Origin of the sequence: Subdoligranulum sp. APC924/74 (assembly GCF_003324125.1) — a bacterium.
Lineage (GTDB): Bacteria > Bacillota > Clostridia > Oscillospirales > Ruminococcaceae > Gemmiger > Gemmiger qucibialis.
The window spans coordinates 1-17,004 of the sequence record NZ_PSQF01000061.1; the positions used below are offsets into that span (position 1 = coordinate 1).

At 56.4% G+C, this 17,004-nt stretch carries 14 protein-coding genes; 9 read left to right on the top strand and 5 right to left on the bottom strand.

Annotated features, from left to right (window positions below):
- Positions 1-254: 254 nt before the first annotated feature.
- Together C4885_RS11895 and C4885_RS11900 are read right to left on the bottom strand one after the other, a co-directional pair.
- Positions 255-1,823, bottom strand: a complete 1,569-nt coding sequence (locus C4885_RS11895; RefSeq protein WP_114000541.1) for an alpha-amylase family glycosyl hydrolase — start codon at positions 1,821-1,823, stop codon at positions 255-257.
- A 182-nt stretch (positions 1,824-2,005) separates the two neighbouring features.
- Entirely contained in the window at positions 2,006-2,914 is a 909-nt protein-coding gene (locus tag C4885_RS11900; RefSeq protein ID WP_114000542.1) for a LysR family transcriptional regulator, read from the bottom strand.
- A gap of 345 nt (positions 2,915-3,259) precedes the next feature.
- On the opposite strand from C4885_RS11900, the gene C4885_RS11905 reads away from it, so the two are divergent.
- From C4885_RS11905 to trxA, 9 genes are all read left to right on the top strand, one after another.
- The gene (locus C4885_RS11905; protein ID WP_114000543.1) at positions 3,260-4,582 is read left to right on the top strand and encodes an aminotransferase class I/II-fold pyridoxal phosphate-dependent enzyme; all 1,323 of its coding nucleotides are present in this window, start codon (positions 3,260-3,262) and stop codon (positions 4,580-4,582) included.
- 409 nt (positions 4,583-4,991) lie between these two features.
- The gene (locus C4885_RS11910; protein ID WP_114000544.1) at positions 4,992-5,678 is read left to right on the top strand and encodes a F0F1 ATP synthase subunit A; all 687 of its coding nucleotides are present in this window, start codon (positions 4,992-4,994) and stop codon (positions 5,676-5,678) included.
- Positions 5,679-5,729: 51 nt separating this feature from the next.
- Complete coding sequence (gene atpE, locus C4885_RS11915; protein WP_114000545.1) at positions 5,730-5,954, top strand: ATP synthase F0 subunit C; 225 nt, start codon at positions 5,730-5,732, stop codon at positions 5,952-5,954.
- A gap of 17 nt (positions 5,955-5,971) precedes the next feature.
- Positions 5,972-6,463 carry a F0F1 ATP synthase subunit B gene (gene atpF, locus C4885_RS11920; RefSeq protein WP_114000546.1) on the top strand — a complete coding sequence of 164 codons (492 nt, stop codon included), beginning with the start codon at positions 5,972-5,974 and terminating at the stop codon, positions 6,461-6,463.
- Positions 6,453-8,207 carry a F0F1 ATP synthase subunit alpha gene (gene atpA, locus C4885_RS11925; RefSeq protein WP_114000547.1) on the top strand — a complete coding sequence of 585 codons (1,755 nt, stop codon included), beginning with the start codon at positions 6,453-6,455 and terminating at the stop codon, positions 8,205-8,207. Before atpF ends, atpA begins: the two co-directional genes overlap by 11 nt.
- Positions 8,194-9,081, top strand: coding sequence for an ATP synthase F1 subunit gamma (gene atpG / locus C4885_RS11930; protein WP_114000548.1), 888 nt, complete (start codon positions 8,194-8,196; stop codon positions 9,079-9,081). The genes atpA and atpG overlap by 14 nt, the downstream gene beginning before the upstream one ends.
- Before the next feature lie 79 nt (positions 9,082-9,160).
- Positions 9,161-10,561: a F0F1 ATP synthase subunit beta gene (gene atpD / locus C4885_RS11935; protein WP_114000549.1), complete on the top strand. Its 1,401-nt coding sequence runs from the start codon at positions 9,161-9,163 to the stop codon at positions 10,559-10,561.
- Positions 10,561-10,968, top strand: coding sequence for an ATP synthase F1 subunit epsilon (atpC, locus tag C4885_RS11940; RefSeq protein ID WP_114000550.1), 408 nt, complete (start codon positions 10,561-10,563; stop codon positions 10,966-10,968). Before atpD ends, atpC begins: the two co-directional genes overlap by 1 nt.
- A gap of 306 nt (positions 10,969-11,274) precedes the next feature.
- The gene (gene trxA, locus C4885_RS11945; protein ID WP_114000551.1) at positions 11,275-11,586 is read left to right on the top strand and encodes a thioredoxin; all 312 of its coding nucleotides are present in this window, start codon (positions 11,275-11,277) and stop codon (positions 11,584-11,586) included.
- A gap of 685 nt (positions 11,587-12,271) precedes the next feature.
- On the opposite strand, the gene C4885_RS11950 is transcribed toward trxA, so the two are convergent.
- The 3 genes from C4885_RS11950 to C4885_RS11960 all read right to left on the bottom strand — a co-directional run bounded on the left by C4885_RS11950 (position 12,272) and on the right by C4885_RS11960 (position 16,811).
- Entirely contained in the window at positions 12,272-14,302 is a 2,031-nt protein-coding gene (locus C4885_RS11950) for a beta-galactosidase (protein ID WP_114000552.1), read from the bottom strand.
- Between the two features lie 167 nt (positions 14,303-14,469).
- On the bottom strand, positions 14,470-15,369 hold the full coding sequence (locus C4885_RS11955) for an ABC transporter permease subunit (RefSeq protein WP_366474069.1): 900 nt from the start codon (positions 15,367-15,369) through the stop codon (positions 14,470-14,472).
- Positions 15,366-16,811: a carbohydrate ABC transporter permease gene (locus C4885_RS11960; RefSeq protein WP_242979590.1), complete on the bottom strand. Its 1,446-nt coding sequence runs from the start codon at positions 16,809-16,811 to the stop codon at positions 15,366-15,368. Before C4885_RS11960 ends, C4885_RS11955 begins: the two co-directional genes overlap by 4 nt.
- Between the last annotated feature and the right edge of the window lie 193 nt (positions 16,812-17,004).

A 17,004-nucleotide genomic window follows, 5' to 3' on the forward strand; every position in this document is an offset into this window, starting at 1 on the left:
GCATCTGCGTTGCCAAAATGCTCGATAATGTCGGGTTGCGGTACCCGCATCGTGCTTCGGGGGCAAAAGCCCCTCGCACTCTGCGACCGCTGCCCCTGCTTCGGTTCGCTGTTTCCGCCACTGGCGGCGCTCACCTTTGCAGCATCCAGTATTATCTGCGCTTTTGGCCTAGCAGCTGCCGCACCTCGCTCGCCGTATCGGCACTTAGAATTATGCGGTATTGCCTTAACATTTGCGTTTGCAATCTATTCTGCTTACCCCAAAATTGCAAAGCTCTGTGCACCCAGCACCAGCTCATCGCCCTTCACTTCGGCTTTGCCGATCACATGCAGCACGCGGGTACCGTCTTCCAGTTTCAGGGGTAGTTCTGCTTCCTCGCGGGCGGGGTTCACCGCGCAGATCAGCTTGCCGCGCTCCCAGGCAAACGGGCGGTAGCTGCCCTTTGCCTTGGGGGCAAACCGCACATGGAACGGCGCATCGGAATCCAGATCCCGGTGGCTGTGGCGGAAGTTCAGCACCCCCTGCACGGTATGCCACAGGCTGTCAGGGTCTGCCTGCTGGGCAGCCACGGTGGGGGCGTCCGCGGCATCGTCCACCGGCAGGTACAGCTTGTCGGCTGCGGCGGTAGAAAATCCCTTGTTGGCGCTGTTATCCCACTGCATGGGGGTGCGGGAACCGGTGCGGAAATAGCCGCCCTCCTTGGTGGGCAGCGGCAGATAGCGCATGCCGATCTCATCGCCATAATACACAAACGGTGCGCCGGGCAGGGTAAACAGCATGGCGTAAGCAATTTTCAGCTCATCCGGGGTCAAACCGGCGGAGGGGCGGATGGTATCATGGTTGCAGGTAATCAAGCAGTACAGGCCGTCCTTGCGGGTCGCCTTGTAGCTGGGCAGCCAGTCATCCAGGAACTTGTCAATACCCGTGCCGGAATCCGCACAGAAATACGCCTTGCCGATGTTATGCGGGTCAGAATCTATTGCGCCATCATAATTGCGCATCAGCCAGCTGTAGCCATTGCCCTGCCATTCCAGCATAAAGTCCATATCAAAGCCGTTTTTCAGGGACTGGCGCGGCTGGTTCCATTCGCTCAACAGAGCGGCTTCGGGGTATTCCTTGTCCAGCATAGCGGCAATATCGCGCCAGATGGCACAGGTATACTTTTTGTGGTGGGTATCATTCTTGACCAGGCTGGATGCCATATCCACACGGAAACCATCGCAGCCCATATCCAGCCAAAAGCGCATCACATCCTTCACGGCTTCCACCGTTGCGCGCGGGCCGGGGGCGTCGGTGGGCATTTGCCACTTTTCGCGGCACTTGCCGTAACCATAGTTCAAAGCAGGCTGGCACTTGAAGAAGTTCAAAATATAAGTACCGTTGCGGTCGGTCTCGCCGCCAATGAACGGCATACCGTCACCGGCGCTAAAGCAGGAGTCCGTCCAGATATAGCGGTCGGAATACTCATTCTTTTCCGGCTTGCTGCTCTCCTTAAACCATGCGTGTTCCTCGCTGGTATGGCCGGGCACCAGGTCCAGCAGCACATGGATGCCCTTGGCATGAGCTGCTTCAAACAGCGCCTTGGCATCCGCGTTGGTGCCATAGCGGGGGGCAATCAACTTATAATCGCGCACATCATACCCGGCGTCCTTGAACGGGGAATCAAAGCAGGGGTTGATCCAAAGGGCGTTGCACCCCAGCTCTTTGATGTAATCCAGCTTTTCGATAATCCCCTTCAGATCGCCGATGCCATCCCCGTTGGTATCATAAAAGCTTTGGGGGTAAATTTCGTAAAAAACTGCGTCTTTCAGCCATTGTTTCAAAACAATCCCTCCTATTATTTTCTGTCCCTCTGCGCGGAATCCGGCGCACCGTATGGTTCCCGCTGCACCGGGCAAAGTTCCACTTTTATCATACGGTTCCGCACGGCAGTTGTCAATCACCTTTCACAAAAACAGACGCAGATATTTTTAATTTTCTGGTGCCGGTGCACAATTTTGTCCGCTTATGGTGCATTCTGCTGCGTAACGCTGCTGTTCAGCATCCGGGCAAATTCGCGCGCAGCTGCGTTGGGAACACGGCCGCCATCCTGCACCAGCACAACATGACGGGTGGGGATTTCCTCTTTCAACTGGATGGTAAACACATCCCCCGCGGCCAGGGCGTCCTTGGCAAAATTCTGCGGCACATACCCCAGCCCCAGCCCGCTTTTGACCAGCGGCACCACCTGGTCGGTGGTAGCGGCCTCAGTATCCGGCTGCAAAACAAGATTGTTGCTTAAGTAAAACTGGTTATAGAATGCATAGGTCATCGTCTCGCTGCCCAGGCAGATCAGAGGGTATTGCTGCAGTTCTTTCAGCGCCCAGCGGCGGCCCTGCAAAAATTCAAAGTTCCTGCCGGCAATCAGAATTTCCTGGAACGGCATCAGCAGGGTACGGCGCATCGTGGATTCCAACCGGGCCGGGGTGGTGATCACACAAAGATCCACCAGCCCGCGCCCCAGCGCACGGATGGCCTGCGGGGTGGAATGGTTGGCAATGCGCAGCCGCACGCCGGGGTAACGCCGGTGGAATTCCCGCAGCTTATCCAGCAAAAACACATTCAAAGCGGTCTCGCTGGCGCTAATGGTCAGCGCGCCGCTTTCCAGCGCGGTAATGCCCGCCAGCTCGCTTTCCCCCGCCTGCAGCTGCTCCTGGGCGATTTCCACGTGGGCAAACAGCACCTCGCCCTCCGGCGTCATCGTCACGCCGCGGGTGCTGCGCACCAGCAGCTTGCAGCCCAGCTGTTCCTCCAGCCGGTTCAGGGCGCGGGTCACATTGGGCTGGCTCATGCGCAGCACATTGGCCGCGCGGGTTATACTGTGATATTTGCAGACATAGTAAAATAAGCGGTAATATTCATAGTTTACATTCACAGTTTTTCCTCTTTTCCTGCGTTTTGCCATATCAAATACAAATATTTTGCATGCGAAACATATATTTTACAAATGTACTTTCCGACAGTATAATACAAACCGTTCCAGAAAACAAGGCATACCGGCAGGGTTCGTGCATACTCCCCCCAGGGTGTACCTGAAACGTCGAAAATTTAGAAACGCGGCCGGATTCCGCGTTAAAAATCCTTGGAATCCACAAAAGATTCCTGCGGCTTTTTGCCTCGAATCCATCGCACATTTGCGAAATCTTCGTCATTTTCTTCGTTTTCAGCTACACCAGGTAAGCAAGCGGCCCTGCCGGTATTGCCCAGGAAGGATGACACCATGCAGTATCAGGATATGACAAAAAAAGAAATGCAGCGGGAATACCACCGTCTGTGCCAGCGCTACAATGAGTACGAACAGCAGGGCCTGCAGCTGGATCTTTCCCGCGGAAAGCCTGCGCCGGAGCAGCTGGCACTTTCGCAGCGCATGCTGGGTGAACTGAACTCCCGCAGCGTGCTGGACAGTGAGGATGGCACCGACTGCCGCAATTACGGCGGGCTGGACGGCATTCCCGAAGCAAAAGCCCTGCTGGCCGGTATGATCGGCGCGCGGCCGGAGCAGGTCATGGTGGGCGGCAACAGCAGCCTGACCATGATGTTCGATATTCTCAGCCACGCCATGCTGGACGGCCTGCTGGGCGCAGAGCCGTGGGTGCAGGTCAAGGACCGCAAGTTCCTTTGCCCCGTGCCGGGTTATGACCGCCATTTTGCCATGACGGAGCATTTCGGCTTCCAGCTAATCCCCATCCCCATGCACAATGATGGCCCCGATATGGACATGATCGAAGACCTGGTCCAGCGGGATGCTTCCATCAAAGGCATCTGGTGCGTACCCAAGTACCAGAACCCCACCGGCATTGTGTTCAGCCCCATGGTGGTGGAGCGCTTTGCCCACCTGCAACCCGCAGCGCCGGATTTCCGCATTTTCTGGGATAACGCCTACTGCGTGCATGACCTTTACCCCAACGCCCCGGCCGTCCTGCCAGACATCCTGTCCGCCTGCGCCAATGCCGGGCACCCGGATATGGTGTATGAGTTCTGCTCCACCAGCAAGGTTTCCTTCCCCGGTGCAGGCATCAGCGCCGTGGCGGCAAGTTCCGCCAACCTGATCGATCTGCGCAAAGTGTGGAAGTTTGCCACCATCGGCCCCGATAAGCTCAACCAGCTGCGCCAGGCACGTTTTTTCCGCAATGAAAGCGGCATTGAAGCCCATATGGCACGCCATGCCCGCCTGCTGCGCCCCAAGTTCGAGCAGGTCATCTCCATTTTCCGCGAGGAACTGGACGGCAGCGGCATTGCCAGCTGGACGGAACCCCGCGGCGGCTACTTCCTTTCCTTCGATACCATGCCGGGCTGCGCGGCCCGCACGGTGGAGCTTTGCCGCCGGGCCGGTGTCAAATTCACCCCCGCCGGTTCCACCTGGCCCTATGGCCGCGACCCGCAGGACAGCAACATCCGTATTGCCCCCAGCTTTGCCAGCGCCGAGGAGATCGAACCTGCGGCCCGGCTGTTTACCATCTGCGTGCGGCTTGCCACACTGGAAAAGCTGGCGGCTACCCGCTTTGCATCCGAAACCGCCTTTGGCGCGGAGCGCATCGCCTGAATCTCCGCTCCTTGGCAGTTTTGCACAAACACCGTACCTTTCCCTCACCACCAAAACCGCATAAAACTGCAAGATTTGTTTGAAATCAAGAACTTTTCCGTATTTTTTGTCATTAAATTCAGCAATTAGCTCAATTTTCAGTGCGCTTTATTGTGCATCATGCACAGTATTTTTAATCTGTCAGAATTACGGAATATCCAAAAGGCAGAATGTGCGGCAAGGGACTTACAAATGGCGGGGAATGGTGGTATTATGGCGGCATAAAGAACGCAGTAAGGAGGGTGCGGAAGCGGAACATCGCCGTTTCCCCCTTCTGTTTTTCTCCTTGGTGCGCTTTTTATCAGATAAATTCAAAACATAAAGCCAGCCCGGCGCACAAGCTGCCCCGCTGGCCAGAGGAGGCGGAATAATGAACGAACTGACCGCCGCCTTAAAAGAGGAGCTTAACGTTGATACGGCGTTTACCCTTCCCATTTTTGGCGGCATCGACATCCCGGAATCCATCGCGGTAAGCTGGGGCATCATGGCGTTTTTGGTGATCGTTTCGATTTTGCTCACACGCAATCTCAAGGTCAATCATATCAGCAAGCGCCAGGCCATCCTGGAAACCGCTGTGGTAACCATGGATAACTTCTTCAAAGATCTGCTGGGCGAAGCCGGCAAACAGTATGTGCCGTACCTGATCACGGTTGCACTGTACATTGCCTGCTCCAACCTGATCGGCATCATTGGTCTCAAGCCCCCCACAAAGGACCTGAATGTTACCGCAGCGCTGGCTATTATGAGCATTGTGCTGATCGAATATTCCGGCATCCATGCAAAGGGCGGCAAGCGATTTGTACACAGCCTGGCGGAACCCATTGCCCTGATGACCCCCATGAACATTCTGGAAATCGCCATCCGGCCCACCAGCCTGTGCATGCGTTTGTTCGGCAACGTTCTGGGCGCATTTGTCATCATGGAACTCATCAAACTGGTGGTTCCGGTTTTTGTCCCCGCAATTTTCAGCCTGTATTTTGATTTGTTTGACGGTCTGATCCAAACCTATGTGTTTGTCTTCCTGACCTCCCTGTTCATGAAAGAAACGATGGAATGACCTGCGTTTTCTTTCCCACTTTTACATTATTATAAAAAGGAGTAATTTATTATGGCAAGTTTGGTAGCTTTGGGCGCTGGCATCGCAGCACTGACCGGCATTGGCGCCGGCATCGGCATTGGCATTGCAACCGGTAAGGCAGCGGAGGCCATCAGCCGCCAGCCGGAAGCTGAAAGCAAGATCAGCAAGAACCTGCTGCTGGGCGCCGCCCTGGCAGAAGGCACCGCCATTTTCGGCTTCGTTGTTGCCCTGCTCATCATCCTGTTCCTGGGCTGATAACGGAGGCATAAACGATGCTGACACTGAATTTGAATATTCTGTGGACGGTCGTCAACATTCTGGTTCTGTTTGTTCTGCTGCGCAAGTTTTTGTACCGTCCCGTTATGAACGTGATTGAGCAGCGCCAGAAGCAGATCGATGATGCGATCGCCGATGCAGAAGGCAAAAAGAACGACGCACAGGCTGTTTTGGCACAGGCGCAGGATAAACTGCAGAATGTGGATACCGAAGCTGCCCAGCGCCGCGAAGCCTACGAAAAGCAGGCTGAAAAAGAGAAAGAACAGCTTTTGCAGGACGCCCAGCGCCAGGCAGATGCGATTGTGGCCGAAGGCAAAGCCGCTGCCGAAGCAGAGCATGCCCGCCGCCTGCGCGATGCCAATGCTGAAACTTCCGCCCTGGCCCGCGATATGTGTGAAAAGCTGCTGGCGCGCAACCTGACGCAGCAGGACGATGCACGCCTGCTGGATGACCTGCTGCAGAAAGCGGGGGACAGCAATGGCAAGTGAATTCAGCCGCGAATTTTTCTCCGCCAACCGCATTGTAAAGGCCGACCTGCACTGCGCCCGCCAGCCGCGGGAACAGGACCTTGATAAGATCAAGGCCGAGCTGAAATCCCTGTACGATGCAACCGAAGTCCTGCTGGATGTCAGCGTGGATGAAAGCCTGCTTTCCGGCTATGTATTGCAGGTGGGCGACCGTGTGTTTGATAACTCCGGCCGCCATGCCCTGGACCAGATGACCGGCGACAAGCCCGACCTGGCCACCCTGAAGACCCGCGTAGAGGACTACAAGCCCGCCGCCAACACTGCCGAGGGAGGCACGGTTGTGTCCGCTGCCGACGGCATTGTTACCGTTGAAGGCATGGACCGCGCCGTGTACGGCGAAATTGTCACCTTTGAAAACGGTGCCAAGGGCATGGTGGAAAGTGTTGAGCCTTCCCACCTGGGCATTATGCTGTTTGATGGTGCCGAATCCGTTGGCGTGGGCACCCTGGTGACCCGTACCGGCAAGCGCGCCGGTATCCCCGTCGGCGAAGCTTTCCTGGGCCGCGTCATCAACCCGCTGGGCGAGCCCATCGACGGCAAGGGTGCCATCGAAGCCGTTGGTTACAACCCCATCGAGAAGCAGGCCCCCGGCATTCTGGAGCGCCAGAGCGTGGACACCCCGCTGCACACCGGCATTCTGTCCATCGACTCGATGTTCCCCATCGGCCGTGGCCAGCGTGAGTTGATCATCGGCGACCGCCAGACCGGCAAGACCTCCATCGCCACCGATACCATCCTGAACCAGAAAGATACCGGCGTGCTCTGCATCTACGTTGCCATCGGGCAGAAGGCTTCCTCCATTGCCCGCGTGGCCGAGGACCTGAAAAAGCATGGCGCTATGGGCTACACCACCATTGTGGCCGCCACCGCCAGCGACAGCGCCCCCCTGCAGTACATTGCCCCGTATGCCGGCACCGCACTGGCCGAATATTTTATGGCCCAGGGCAAGAGCGTGCTGATCGTCTATGACGACCTTTCCAAGCACGCCGTGGCATACCGTGCCATTTCCCTGCTGCTGCGCCGCTCCCCCGGCCGTGAGGCTTACCCCGGCGACGTTTTCTACCTGCATTCCCGTCTGCTGGAACGTTCCTGCCGTATGCGGGACGACCTGGGCGGCGGTTCCATCACCGCACTGCCCATTGTTGAAACCCAGGCAGGCGATGTTTCCGCCTACATTCCCACCAACGTTATTTCCATCACCGATGGCCAGATCTTCCTGGAGACCGCACTGTTCAACGCAGGCAACCGCCCGGCTGTCAACGTTGGCTTGTCGGTTTCCCGTGTCGGCGGCGCTGCCCAGACCAAGGCCATGAAAAAGGCCAACGCCAACCTGCGTATCGAGCTGGCCCAGTACAAGGATATGGAATCCTTCTCGCAGTTCAGCTCTGACCTGGACGCTGAGACCCGCCGCCAGCTGGAACACGGCAAGGCTTTGATGGAACTGCTGAAACAGCCGCTGTACCAGCCCAAATCCGACGCCGAGCAGGTCGTTTTGCTGACCCTCGCCGCCCACGGCGTGCTCGACGAGATCAAAACCGGCGAGCTGCGCCAGAAAACCTCCGCATTTGTGCGTCAGTTCCGCACGGACCCGTCCGGCGTGATGGACGAGATCCAGGCTTCCGGTAAGCTCAGCCCCGAACAGGTGCAGACCATCCTGAACGCCTGGAACGCATTTGCGGGAGGCGATGCCCATGCCATCCACTAAGCTGCTCAAGGAGCGTATTGAGAGCATTCAGGACACCATGAAGATCACCAATGCCATGTACCTGATCTCCTCCTCCAAGCTGCGCAAGGCACGCAAAAATTACCAGTCGGTTTCGCCTTACTTTGAGCGCATGCAGATGACGATGACCCGCGTGCTGCCCCACCTGCCGGAAGAACCGGTCCACCCGTTCTTCCACACCCGCAACCCGGAATCTCCGCGCCGCGCCTATCTGGTGCTGACGGCGGACAAAGGCATGGCCGGTGCGTACAACCAGAACCTGCTCAAGTTTCTGAAATCGCACTGCGGCGATGACCCCAAGGCCCGCTTTTATGTGGTGGGCCAGACCGGCTACCGCGCCCTGCTGCACAAGGACCCCCGCCTGGTGGAAGATTTTCTGTACAGCGGCCAGGCCCCCACATTGCAGCGTGCGCGTGACATCACGGCGGACATGATCGATACGTTCAAGGCGGATGAGGTGGATGAGGTTTACCTCATCTACACCAAGATCCAGAACGCCCTGACCGCTGAACCGGTCATGCTGCAGCTGCTGCCGCTGGAACGCTCCCACTTTGCGCCGCTGCCGCCCGCACTGGGCGATCCCCATGGCGAGGTTGAGCTGTTCCCCGATGCGTGGTCGGTGTTCAAGCAGATGGCTCCCATCTACATGCACGGCATGATCTTCGGTGCCATGACCGAGAGCTATTGCGCCGAGCAGAGCGCCCGCATGACCGCCATGGATTCCGCCACCAAGAGCGCCACCGATATGATTCACGCGCTCCAGCTGGAGTATAACCGCACCCGCCAGGGTGCAATCACCCAGGAGATCACCGAGATCATCGGCGGTGCTTCTGCTGTGCAAACCAGCGACTATTAAACTTTTTGCACTGTATCCCCTATCGGGATACAATATTCAAACATTTATCTACTTCTGAAATTAAGGAAGAGGCTATCGTATGACACAGGGAACAATTATTCGTGTAGCAGGCCCCGTGGTGGACGTTCAGTTCACCGAGGGCAAGCTGCCTGCCCTGCAGGAAGCGCTGACAGTGACCGCTGAGGGCACCGAGCGCACGATGGAAGTAACGCAGCATGTGAACGAAACCACCGTTCGCTGCATTATGCTTTCTGCCAGCGAGGGTCTTGGCAAGGGGATGACCGTGAACGCACTGGGCCACGGCCTGACTGCCCCGGTGGGCGAAGCCACCCTGGGCCGCATGTTTGACCCCCTGGGCCGCCCCATTGACGGCAAAGGCCCCATGGCCGCAGACGTCCCTACCTGGCCCATCCATCGCAAGGCCCCCGGCTTTGAGGACCAGAAACCTGCAACCGAAATTCTGGAAACCGGCATCAAGGTCATTGACCTGCTGGCACCGTATGCCAAGGGCGGCAAGATCGGCCTGTTTGGCGGCGCCGGTGTTGGCAAAACCGTGCTGATCCAGGAGCTGATCCACAACGTAGCCACCGAGCACGGCGGCTACTCCATCTTTACCGGCGTTGGCGAGCGCAGCCGTGAGGGCTGTGACCTTTGGGGCGAAATGAACGCTTCCGGCGTTCTGAACAAGACCGCCCTGATCTTCGGCCAGATGAACGAACCGCCGGGAGCCCGTATGCGCGTTGCCGAAACCGGCCTGACCATGGCAGAATACTTCCGCGAGGAAAGCCACAAGGACGTGCTGCTGTTTATTGACAACATCTTCCGTTTTGTGCAGGCCGGCTCCGAAGTTTCCGCCCTGATGGGCCGTATGCCCTCCGCCGTTGGTTACCAGCCCACGCTGGCCAACGAGCTGGGTGCCCTGCAGGAGCGTATCACTTCCACCCGTGATGGGTCCATCACCTCGGTTCAGGCCGTTTATGTGCCTGCCGACGACCTGACCGACCCCGCCCCGGCCACCACCTTTGCCCACCTGGATGCCACTACCGTTCTGTCCCGTAAGATCGTGGAACAGGGTATCTACCCCGCCGTGGATCCGCTGGATTCCACCAGCCGCATCCTGGAAGCAGACATTGTGGGCGAGGAGCATTATCGCGTGGCCCGCAAGGTACAGGCTACCTTGCAGCGCTACCAGGAACTGCAGGACATTATCGCCATCCTTGGCATGGACGAACTGGACGACAACGATAAGCTGACCGTTGCCCGCGCCCGCAAAATCCAGAAATTCCTGTCCCAGCCGTTCTTCGTTGCCGAGAACTTTACCGGCCTGCCGGGCAAATATGTGCCCCTGGCCGAAACTGTCAAGGGCTTTGCCGCCATCGTGGACGGTCAGGTCGATGATCTGCCCGAATGGGCGTTCTTCAACGTGGGCACGCTGGACGATGCTCGCAAGAAGGCTGCCGAAAAGGGCGGTGTGGCCTGATGGAAAAGTTCGTTCTGAACATCACGGCCAGCAGCGGCGAGTTTTTCCAGGGCGAGTGCGAAAGCCTGACCCTGCCCACCGCTGACGGCCAGTACGGCGTACAGGCCGGACACAGCCCGGTGCTGGTTGCCCTGGAAATGGGCATCATGCAGTTCACCGTGAACGGCGAAACCCGCAGCGTACTGGTAGGCGATGGCATTGCCGAAGTGACCCCCACTTACGTTGTGCTGCTGGTCGACAGCGCCGAGCGCCCGGAGGATATCGATAAGAACCGTGCCGAGGCCGCCCGCATCCGCGCCGAGGAACGCTTGCAGCACAAGCAGAGCATGCACGAGTATTACCAGAGCAAGATTGCCCTGAACCGTGCCATGCAACGCCTGCAGGCTACTGCAAAATACAACCGCTGATTACCTTCCAACAAAGTTGCCACCCGTTCTGTGCAGGGGATCCCTGCGCAGAGCGGGTGGCTTTGTTTTATCCTGTATCTGCTTTTCGTCTTAATTTGTCTTACTTGTTATAGTAATTTTATGTCAAAATTAAGATTCAGTCTTTTTCTTGTTGACAAAGCAGCCCAAACTGTGTACAATCAGCAGTAAGGGAATGTCTTTCCCCCTCCCGGCCCATACTATGGTGTAGATACGCCATAACCATGTCCGGCAAACAGCAGCGGAACACGCTGCTTTACAGTCATAATTAAAGGAGGGAACCTTTTTATGGTTACCAAAATCAGCAATAATGATCTTTCCCAGGCCAAAGCACAGGGCGTGGCCATTCTGGATTTTTCTGCAACCTGGTGCGGTCCCTGCCAGATGCTTGCCCCGGTCCTGCATGAGCTTGCCGATGAAGTTGGCAGCAAAGCCGCATTTTACAGCATTGATGTGGACGAAAACCGCCAGCTTGCCACCGAATACGGCATTTCCAGCATCCCCTGCCTGGTCGTACTGAAAAACGGCCAGGAATCCGCCCGCAGCGTCGGTTTCCTGCCCAAGCAGGCTTTGCAGGATATGTTGGATAAGTATATTTGAGAGATACGCACGGCCTAAAAAGGAGCAGTTCCCCTTCAGCGCAGCGGGCGCACATTGTGCGCCCCTACGGGTGGGGGTGCACCATAAATATTGCCGCACATTATAAAATGCACTGTAGGGAACGGTCTTGACCGTTCCGAAAGCATGAGGAGAATACCATTCTTACTTTTGCTGCTACCTACAACACGATTTGGCTTCCCTTGAGGGAAGCTGTCCGCGCTGCGGACTGAAGGGTGGTTCCTTAAGCAGGGCCTAAATATTTACATTGTCCGCCACCCCGGCGGCCAGAGGCCTCTGTGTCCGCAGATGCATTTCGGAGGCCTCGCCCTACCGTGTAATTACCAACAAATGCTCAGTAAATTTTACGCCCGTCCGGGGCGTCGGAGACGCTGCCCCCTACAAGCGTTTATTGCTTCGTTGCAAATTTCCAGTGCTCAACGTTGCAATGTTCCCGGCGGGGTCGGGTAACCCCGCCCTACCGGTTATTTTATGTCCGCAATGCATAATAAATTGCGCTGTAGGGAACGGTCTTGACCGTTCTGGCACCACAAAACATCTGCTCAAACCAACCTCGCCGCTCCCTTTCCCCACCTCCAATTCCTAATTCCACATTACCTCCTCGCTCCTACTTCCTAACTCCTAACTAAAAAACGCCATGCTTTCTTCGGAAAGCATGGCGTTTTTCTTATTTCACTTTTTCCTCAATTGCGCAGGCATCATAGGGTTTCAGCTCCATGCTGCCCAAAACGTTTTTGCCGCTCAACAGGTCTGCACCGGATTCCACCTGCACCTTAACTGCGCTCTGGGTGGTGTTGATGTAGAAATGGTAGCGCGCGTTCTCGCTTTCGCGGCAGTGGTATTCCACCCCCTGCGGCAGGTCACGCAGGTGCACCTTGGCATCGGCCAAAGCTGCACGCAGCACCGCGGCGTTGCCGGCATCATCCAGGCGCGCACCGATGTAATAAGCGTGCCCCTTGCCGAACACATGGTGGGTCACAGCCGCATGGCCGGAATAGAAATCCTGTCCATACACAGCCACCACCTCGGTACCCTCGGCAGGCTGCAACAGTTCGCAGTAATCCTTGATGCTGCTCTGCTGGCTGCTCTTGACCCAGATGGCACGGTTGCCCTCGCCGGGGTACAGGGTGTCCAGTTCGCTTGCGGTCACGCCAAACACTTCGCGCAGGCCGTCACCGGGGAACCCGCCCAGCCAACACAGGGTGCTTTCATCCACATAGCCCAGCAGATAGGTGGCCACAACGGTGCCGCCGTTTTCCACATATTCGCGGATCTTTTGTGCAAAACCAGGCTTGGTCATAAACAGCATGGGCAGCACCACCAGCTTATAGCGGTTCAGGTCTGCATCCACGCCCACAACGTCGGTTTCCACACCGCAGTGGTTCAGCTGGGCGTACAGCTGGCAGCAGGTTTCGCGCAGATTCTTCTGCTTGATCTGCATGCCCCAGGCGTCATCCAGCGCCCAGCGGTTGTCCCAGTCAAAGATCATGGCCGCGTCCGCTTTGGGCAGGCTGCCGCACACCGGGGTCAGGGCGGCCAGGGCTTCGTTGGTGGCGGTCACTTCGTTGAACACGCGGGTATCATCGCGGCCATCGTGGTCAACAACCGCGCCGTGGAACTGCTCAGAGCCGCCGCGGCCCTTGCGCCACTGGAAGTACTGCACGCCGTCCGCACCACAGGCCACTGTCTGGATAGCGCTCATCCGGTTCACGCCGGGGCGCTTGAGCTTATTATACTCGTGCCAGTTCACCAGGCTGGGGGTACTTTCCATCAGCAGGAACGGCTTGTCCGGCTTGCAGCCGCGGATCAGCGCATGATCAAACGCCGTCATGCCCGCCGTCACGGTGGTGCTGCGGTCGGGGCGCCCCCAATGGGGGTAACTGTCCCAGCAGACAAAATCCAGCTCTCTTTGCAGCTTGTGGTAGTCCAATCCGGGGAAGTACTCCATCAGGTTCGTGGTAATGGGCACATTGGGGGTTCGCTTGCGCAGGATCGCCGTTTCGCTGTGTACATAGTCCATCATGTTCCAGGTGGTAAAGCGCCGCCAGTCCAGCTTCAGGCCGTTCAGGCTCTGCTCCCCGTTATCAAACGGCGGCTCCACCTCGTCAAAGCTGTCGTAGTGGTGGCTCCAGAAGCTAGTCCACCAGGCATGGTTCAGGGCATCAATGGTATGATACTTTTCTTTCAGCCAGCCGCGGAAGCGCTCTTGGCACAGCGGGCAGTAGCATTCACCGCCCAGCTCATTGGAAATATGCCACAAGATCAGGCCGGGGTGGTCGCCCACAGCGTCGATCATGTGGTTCAGCAGCTCCTCTACCTTCTGGCGGTAGATGGGGCTGGTCAGGCAGTGGTTGTGGCGCATGCCCTGGTGGTCCCGCACACCGTTGGACTGCACGCGCAGCACTTCGGGGTATTTGCGTGCCAGCCAGTTGGGCTTTGCACCAGTGGGCGTTGCCAGCTCGGTATAAATGCCCTGGTCATACAGTCGATCCATGATCTCGCGCAGCCAAGTAAAGTTATATTCCCCCTCGCGCGGCTCATATGCTGCCCAGGCAAACACACCCAGCGTAACGCTGTTCATTCCGGCCTTTTTCATCATGCGGATGTCCGCTTCAAGAATATCCGGGCGGTCCAGCCATTGATCCGGGTTATAATCGCCGCCGCACAGCATCACAGGGGCTTTGGTGATAAAGTTCATAGTGGATTCCCTTTCCTCTACACTGTAAAGCATAAAACAAAAATTAGGAATCGGAAACCCGAAAGACGGAACTGGCGGTCTGCACCGAAATTCCTCATTCCTGATTTCCAATTCCTAATTATAGTAGATTCTGCAGCTATTGTGCCATGTGCCGTTGATGCAAAGGTTTAGCCCTTTGCTGCACCGGAGGTAATGCCCTCAACATAGAACTTCTGCATAATGACAAACAGGATGGAGATGGGGACAGCCACCAAAACACCGCCTGCGCAGAAACGGGAGAAGTAGCTGTTGACCAAAGCCTTTTGCAGCATGTTGTACAGGCCGATTGCCACCGTCCAGTCCGACGAAACGCCGGAGTTCAGGATCATCTTTGCCACAACAAAGTCGGTCCACGGCGTCAGGAAGGAGCTGATAATGGTGTACACCAGGATCGGGCGGGACATCGGGATGACGATCTGGAAGAAGATGCGCGCTTCCGAAGCGCCGTCCAGCTTGGCGGCCTCACGCAGTGCCACAGGCACCGTATCAAAAAAGCCCTTACAGATCAGGTAGCCCAGGCCGGAAGAGCCCGCGTATACCATGATCAGACCGGCGTAAGAGTTGGTCAGGTTCATGTACTTCAAAACAAAGTACACAGCGATCATGGCCAGAACGCCGGGGAACAGGTTGACGGTAACGGACAAGTTCTGCAGCAGCTTGCGGCCCTTGAAGCGGCAGCAGCTTATGGCGTAAGCCACCATCAACACAAAGCAGGTGGAGATCACACAGTTAAAGCATGCCACAACCAGGGTGTTCATGAACCAGCGCGGGAACTGTGCAACAGAGTCCGGCTGTGTCATAATGCTGACGTAGTTCCACATGGTAAAGCTTTCCGGCACAAAGCGGGTAAAGTTGATGCCCTTATCGGTGGAGAACGAGGTCAGCAGCAGCCAGGCGATGGGTACCAGCCAGATAAAAGCCAGCAGCGCCAGCACCAGATGGCGGATGACGGAGAAGATGCCTTTTTTCACTTTGCCCTGCTTGAGTTGCTTTTGCGCAGCGGCAGAGGGTACAGCAGTGGTACTCAAGAGAACGTCGCCTCCTTCTTATTGATAAAGTGGAAGCATACAACCGTAAACACGGCGCACACAATGAACACCATAATGCCCAGCACGGCAGCCATCTTGTAGTTGTAGTAATCCTGCGTCAAGCGGAACAGCCAGGTAACCAGCAGGTCAATTTCCTTTGCGTTGGACTGTGCAAGGGCCTGATTCTGGGTTACAAACACACCCTGCGTGAGCAGGTAAATGACGTTGAAGTTGTTGACGTTCTTGACGAAATCCGTTACCAGAGAGGGACCCTGCACGCTGAACAGGTAGGGCAGCTTGATGCGGAAGAACATCTGCACCGGGTTGGCGCCGTCAATGCGGGCGGCCTCGATCATGTCAGCGGGAATGTTCATCAGCACGCCGGTAGCAATCAGCATCTGGTACGGCACGCCGATCCAGATATTGATCATGATGATGGTGAACATGGCCCAGCCCGGCTGGGTCAGGAACGGAATGTAAGAAAGGCCCTTATCCAGCAGGCCGATGTTATGCAGGAAGTCGGTAACGCCGGCATTGGCCATCATGGTATTGAAAATACCGTTGTTGGAGAAGAAGTTGCGCACCAGCAGCAGCGTAACGAACTGCGGCACCGCAATGGTCACCATGAACAGGGTACGCCAGAACTTGGGGAACTTGGTCTTTTTGTCGTTGATGAACATTGCCATCAAAATGCCGCCAAAGAAGTTGGTAAAGGTGGCAAAGAATGCCCAAACCAACGTCCAGGTTAAAACCTTGGCAAAGGAATAACTAAACGTGGAGGTCATTCCGCCGCCGCCAAACAGGGTAAAGAAGTTGTTCAGCCCAACCCAGGTAAACAGTTCATTGGGCGGCATGTGCTGCTGGTCATAGTTGGTGAACGCAACGGCGATCAGGATGAACAGCGGCACAATGGTGAACACCACAACGCCCAGAACCGGCAGGGTGAGCAGGGTCACATAGAACTTTTCGTTCAGGTAAACGTTGATGTCCTGCACAAAGTTGTTGGTCTTTTTGCCAGCTTCACGGATCTTCTGCAGCTGATAGTTGGAAGATACCACCATCATGGCCGCTGCAATCAGGGCCGCGATCACGATAAAGGCGATCATGCTCATCAGCAGGATTTCAAACGAGTTATCGTAATCGTTTACAACGTTTTTCATCGTGGCAACATCGAACACCATCTCCATTTTTACGGTGCCGAGGGTGCCGAACTTTGCCAGGTTGGGTACGCCAAAGAATGCCAGGAAATACAGCGCAAAGCCCTGTACAAATGTGACCAGAAGCGCCTTCATCAGCTGGCCGTGGCCAATGTAGCCCAGACCCCATACAAAGAAGGATAGTTTGGTAAAGATATCGCCGTGCACAAAGTCATGACCAAATTTCTGCAAAAAATTGGGTTCCTTTGGTTCCGTGTGCAGGGCCGCAGCAGCGGATTTTGCCACAGGAATCTCTCCTTTCCAACGCGGTTACGCCAAACGGCCCACACGCGCCCGGCAACCGTTCCGGACCGTTTGTGGGCCGTTGTTTTAGTGTATCAATGCAGCTTTTTTCGTTTTAAGGCAATACCGCATAATTCTAAGTGCCGATACGGCGAGCGAGGTGCGGCAGATGCTAAGCCAAAAGCGCAGATAATAC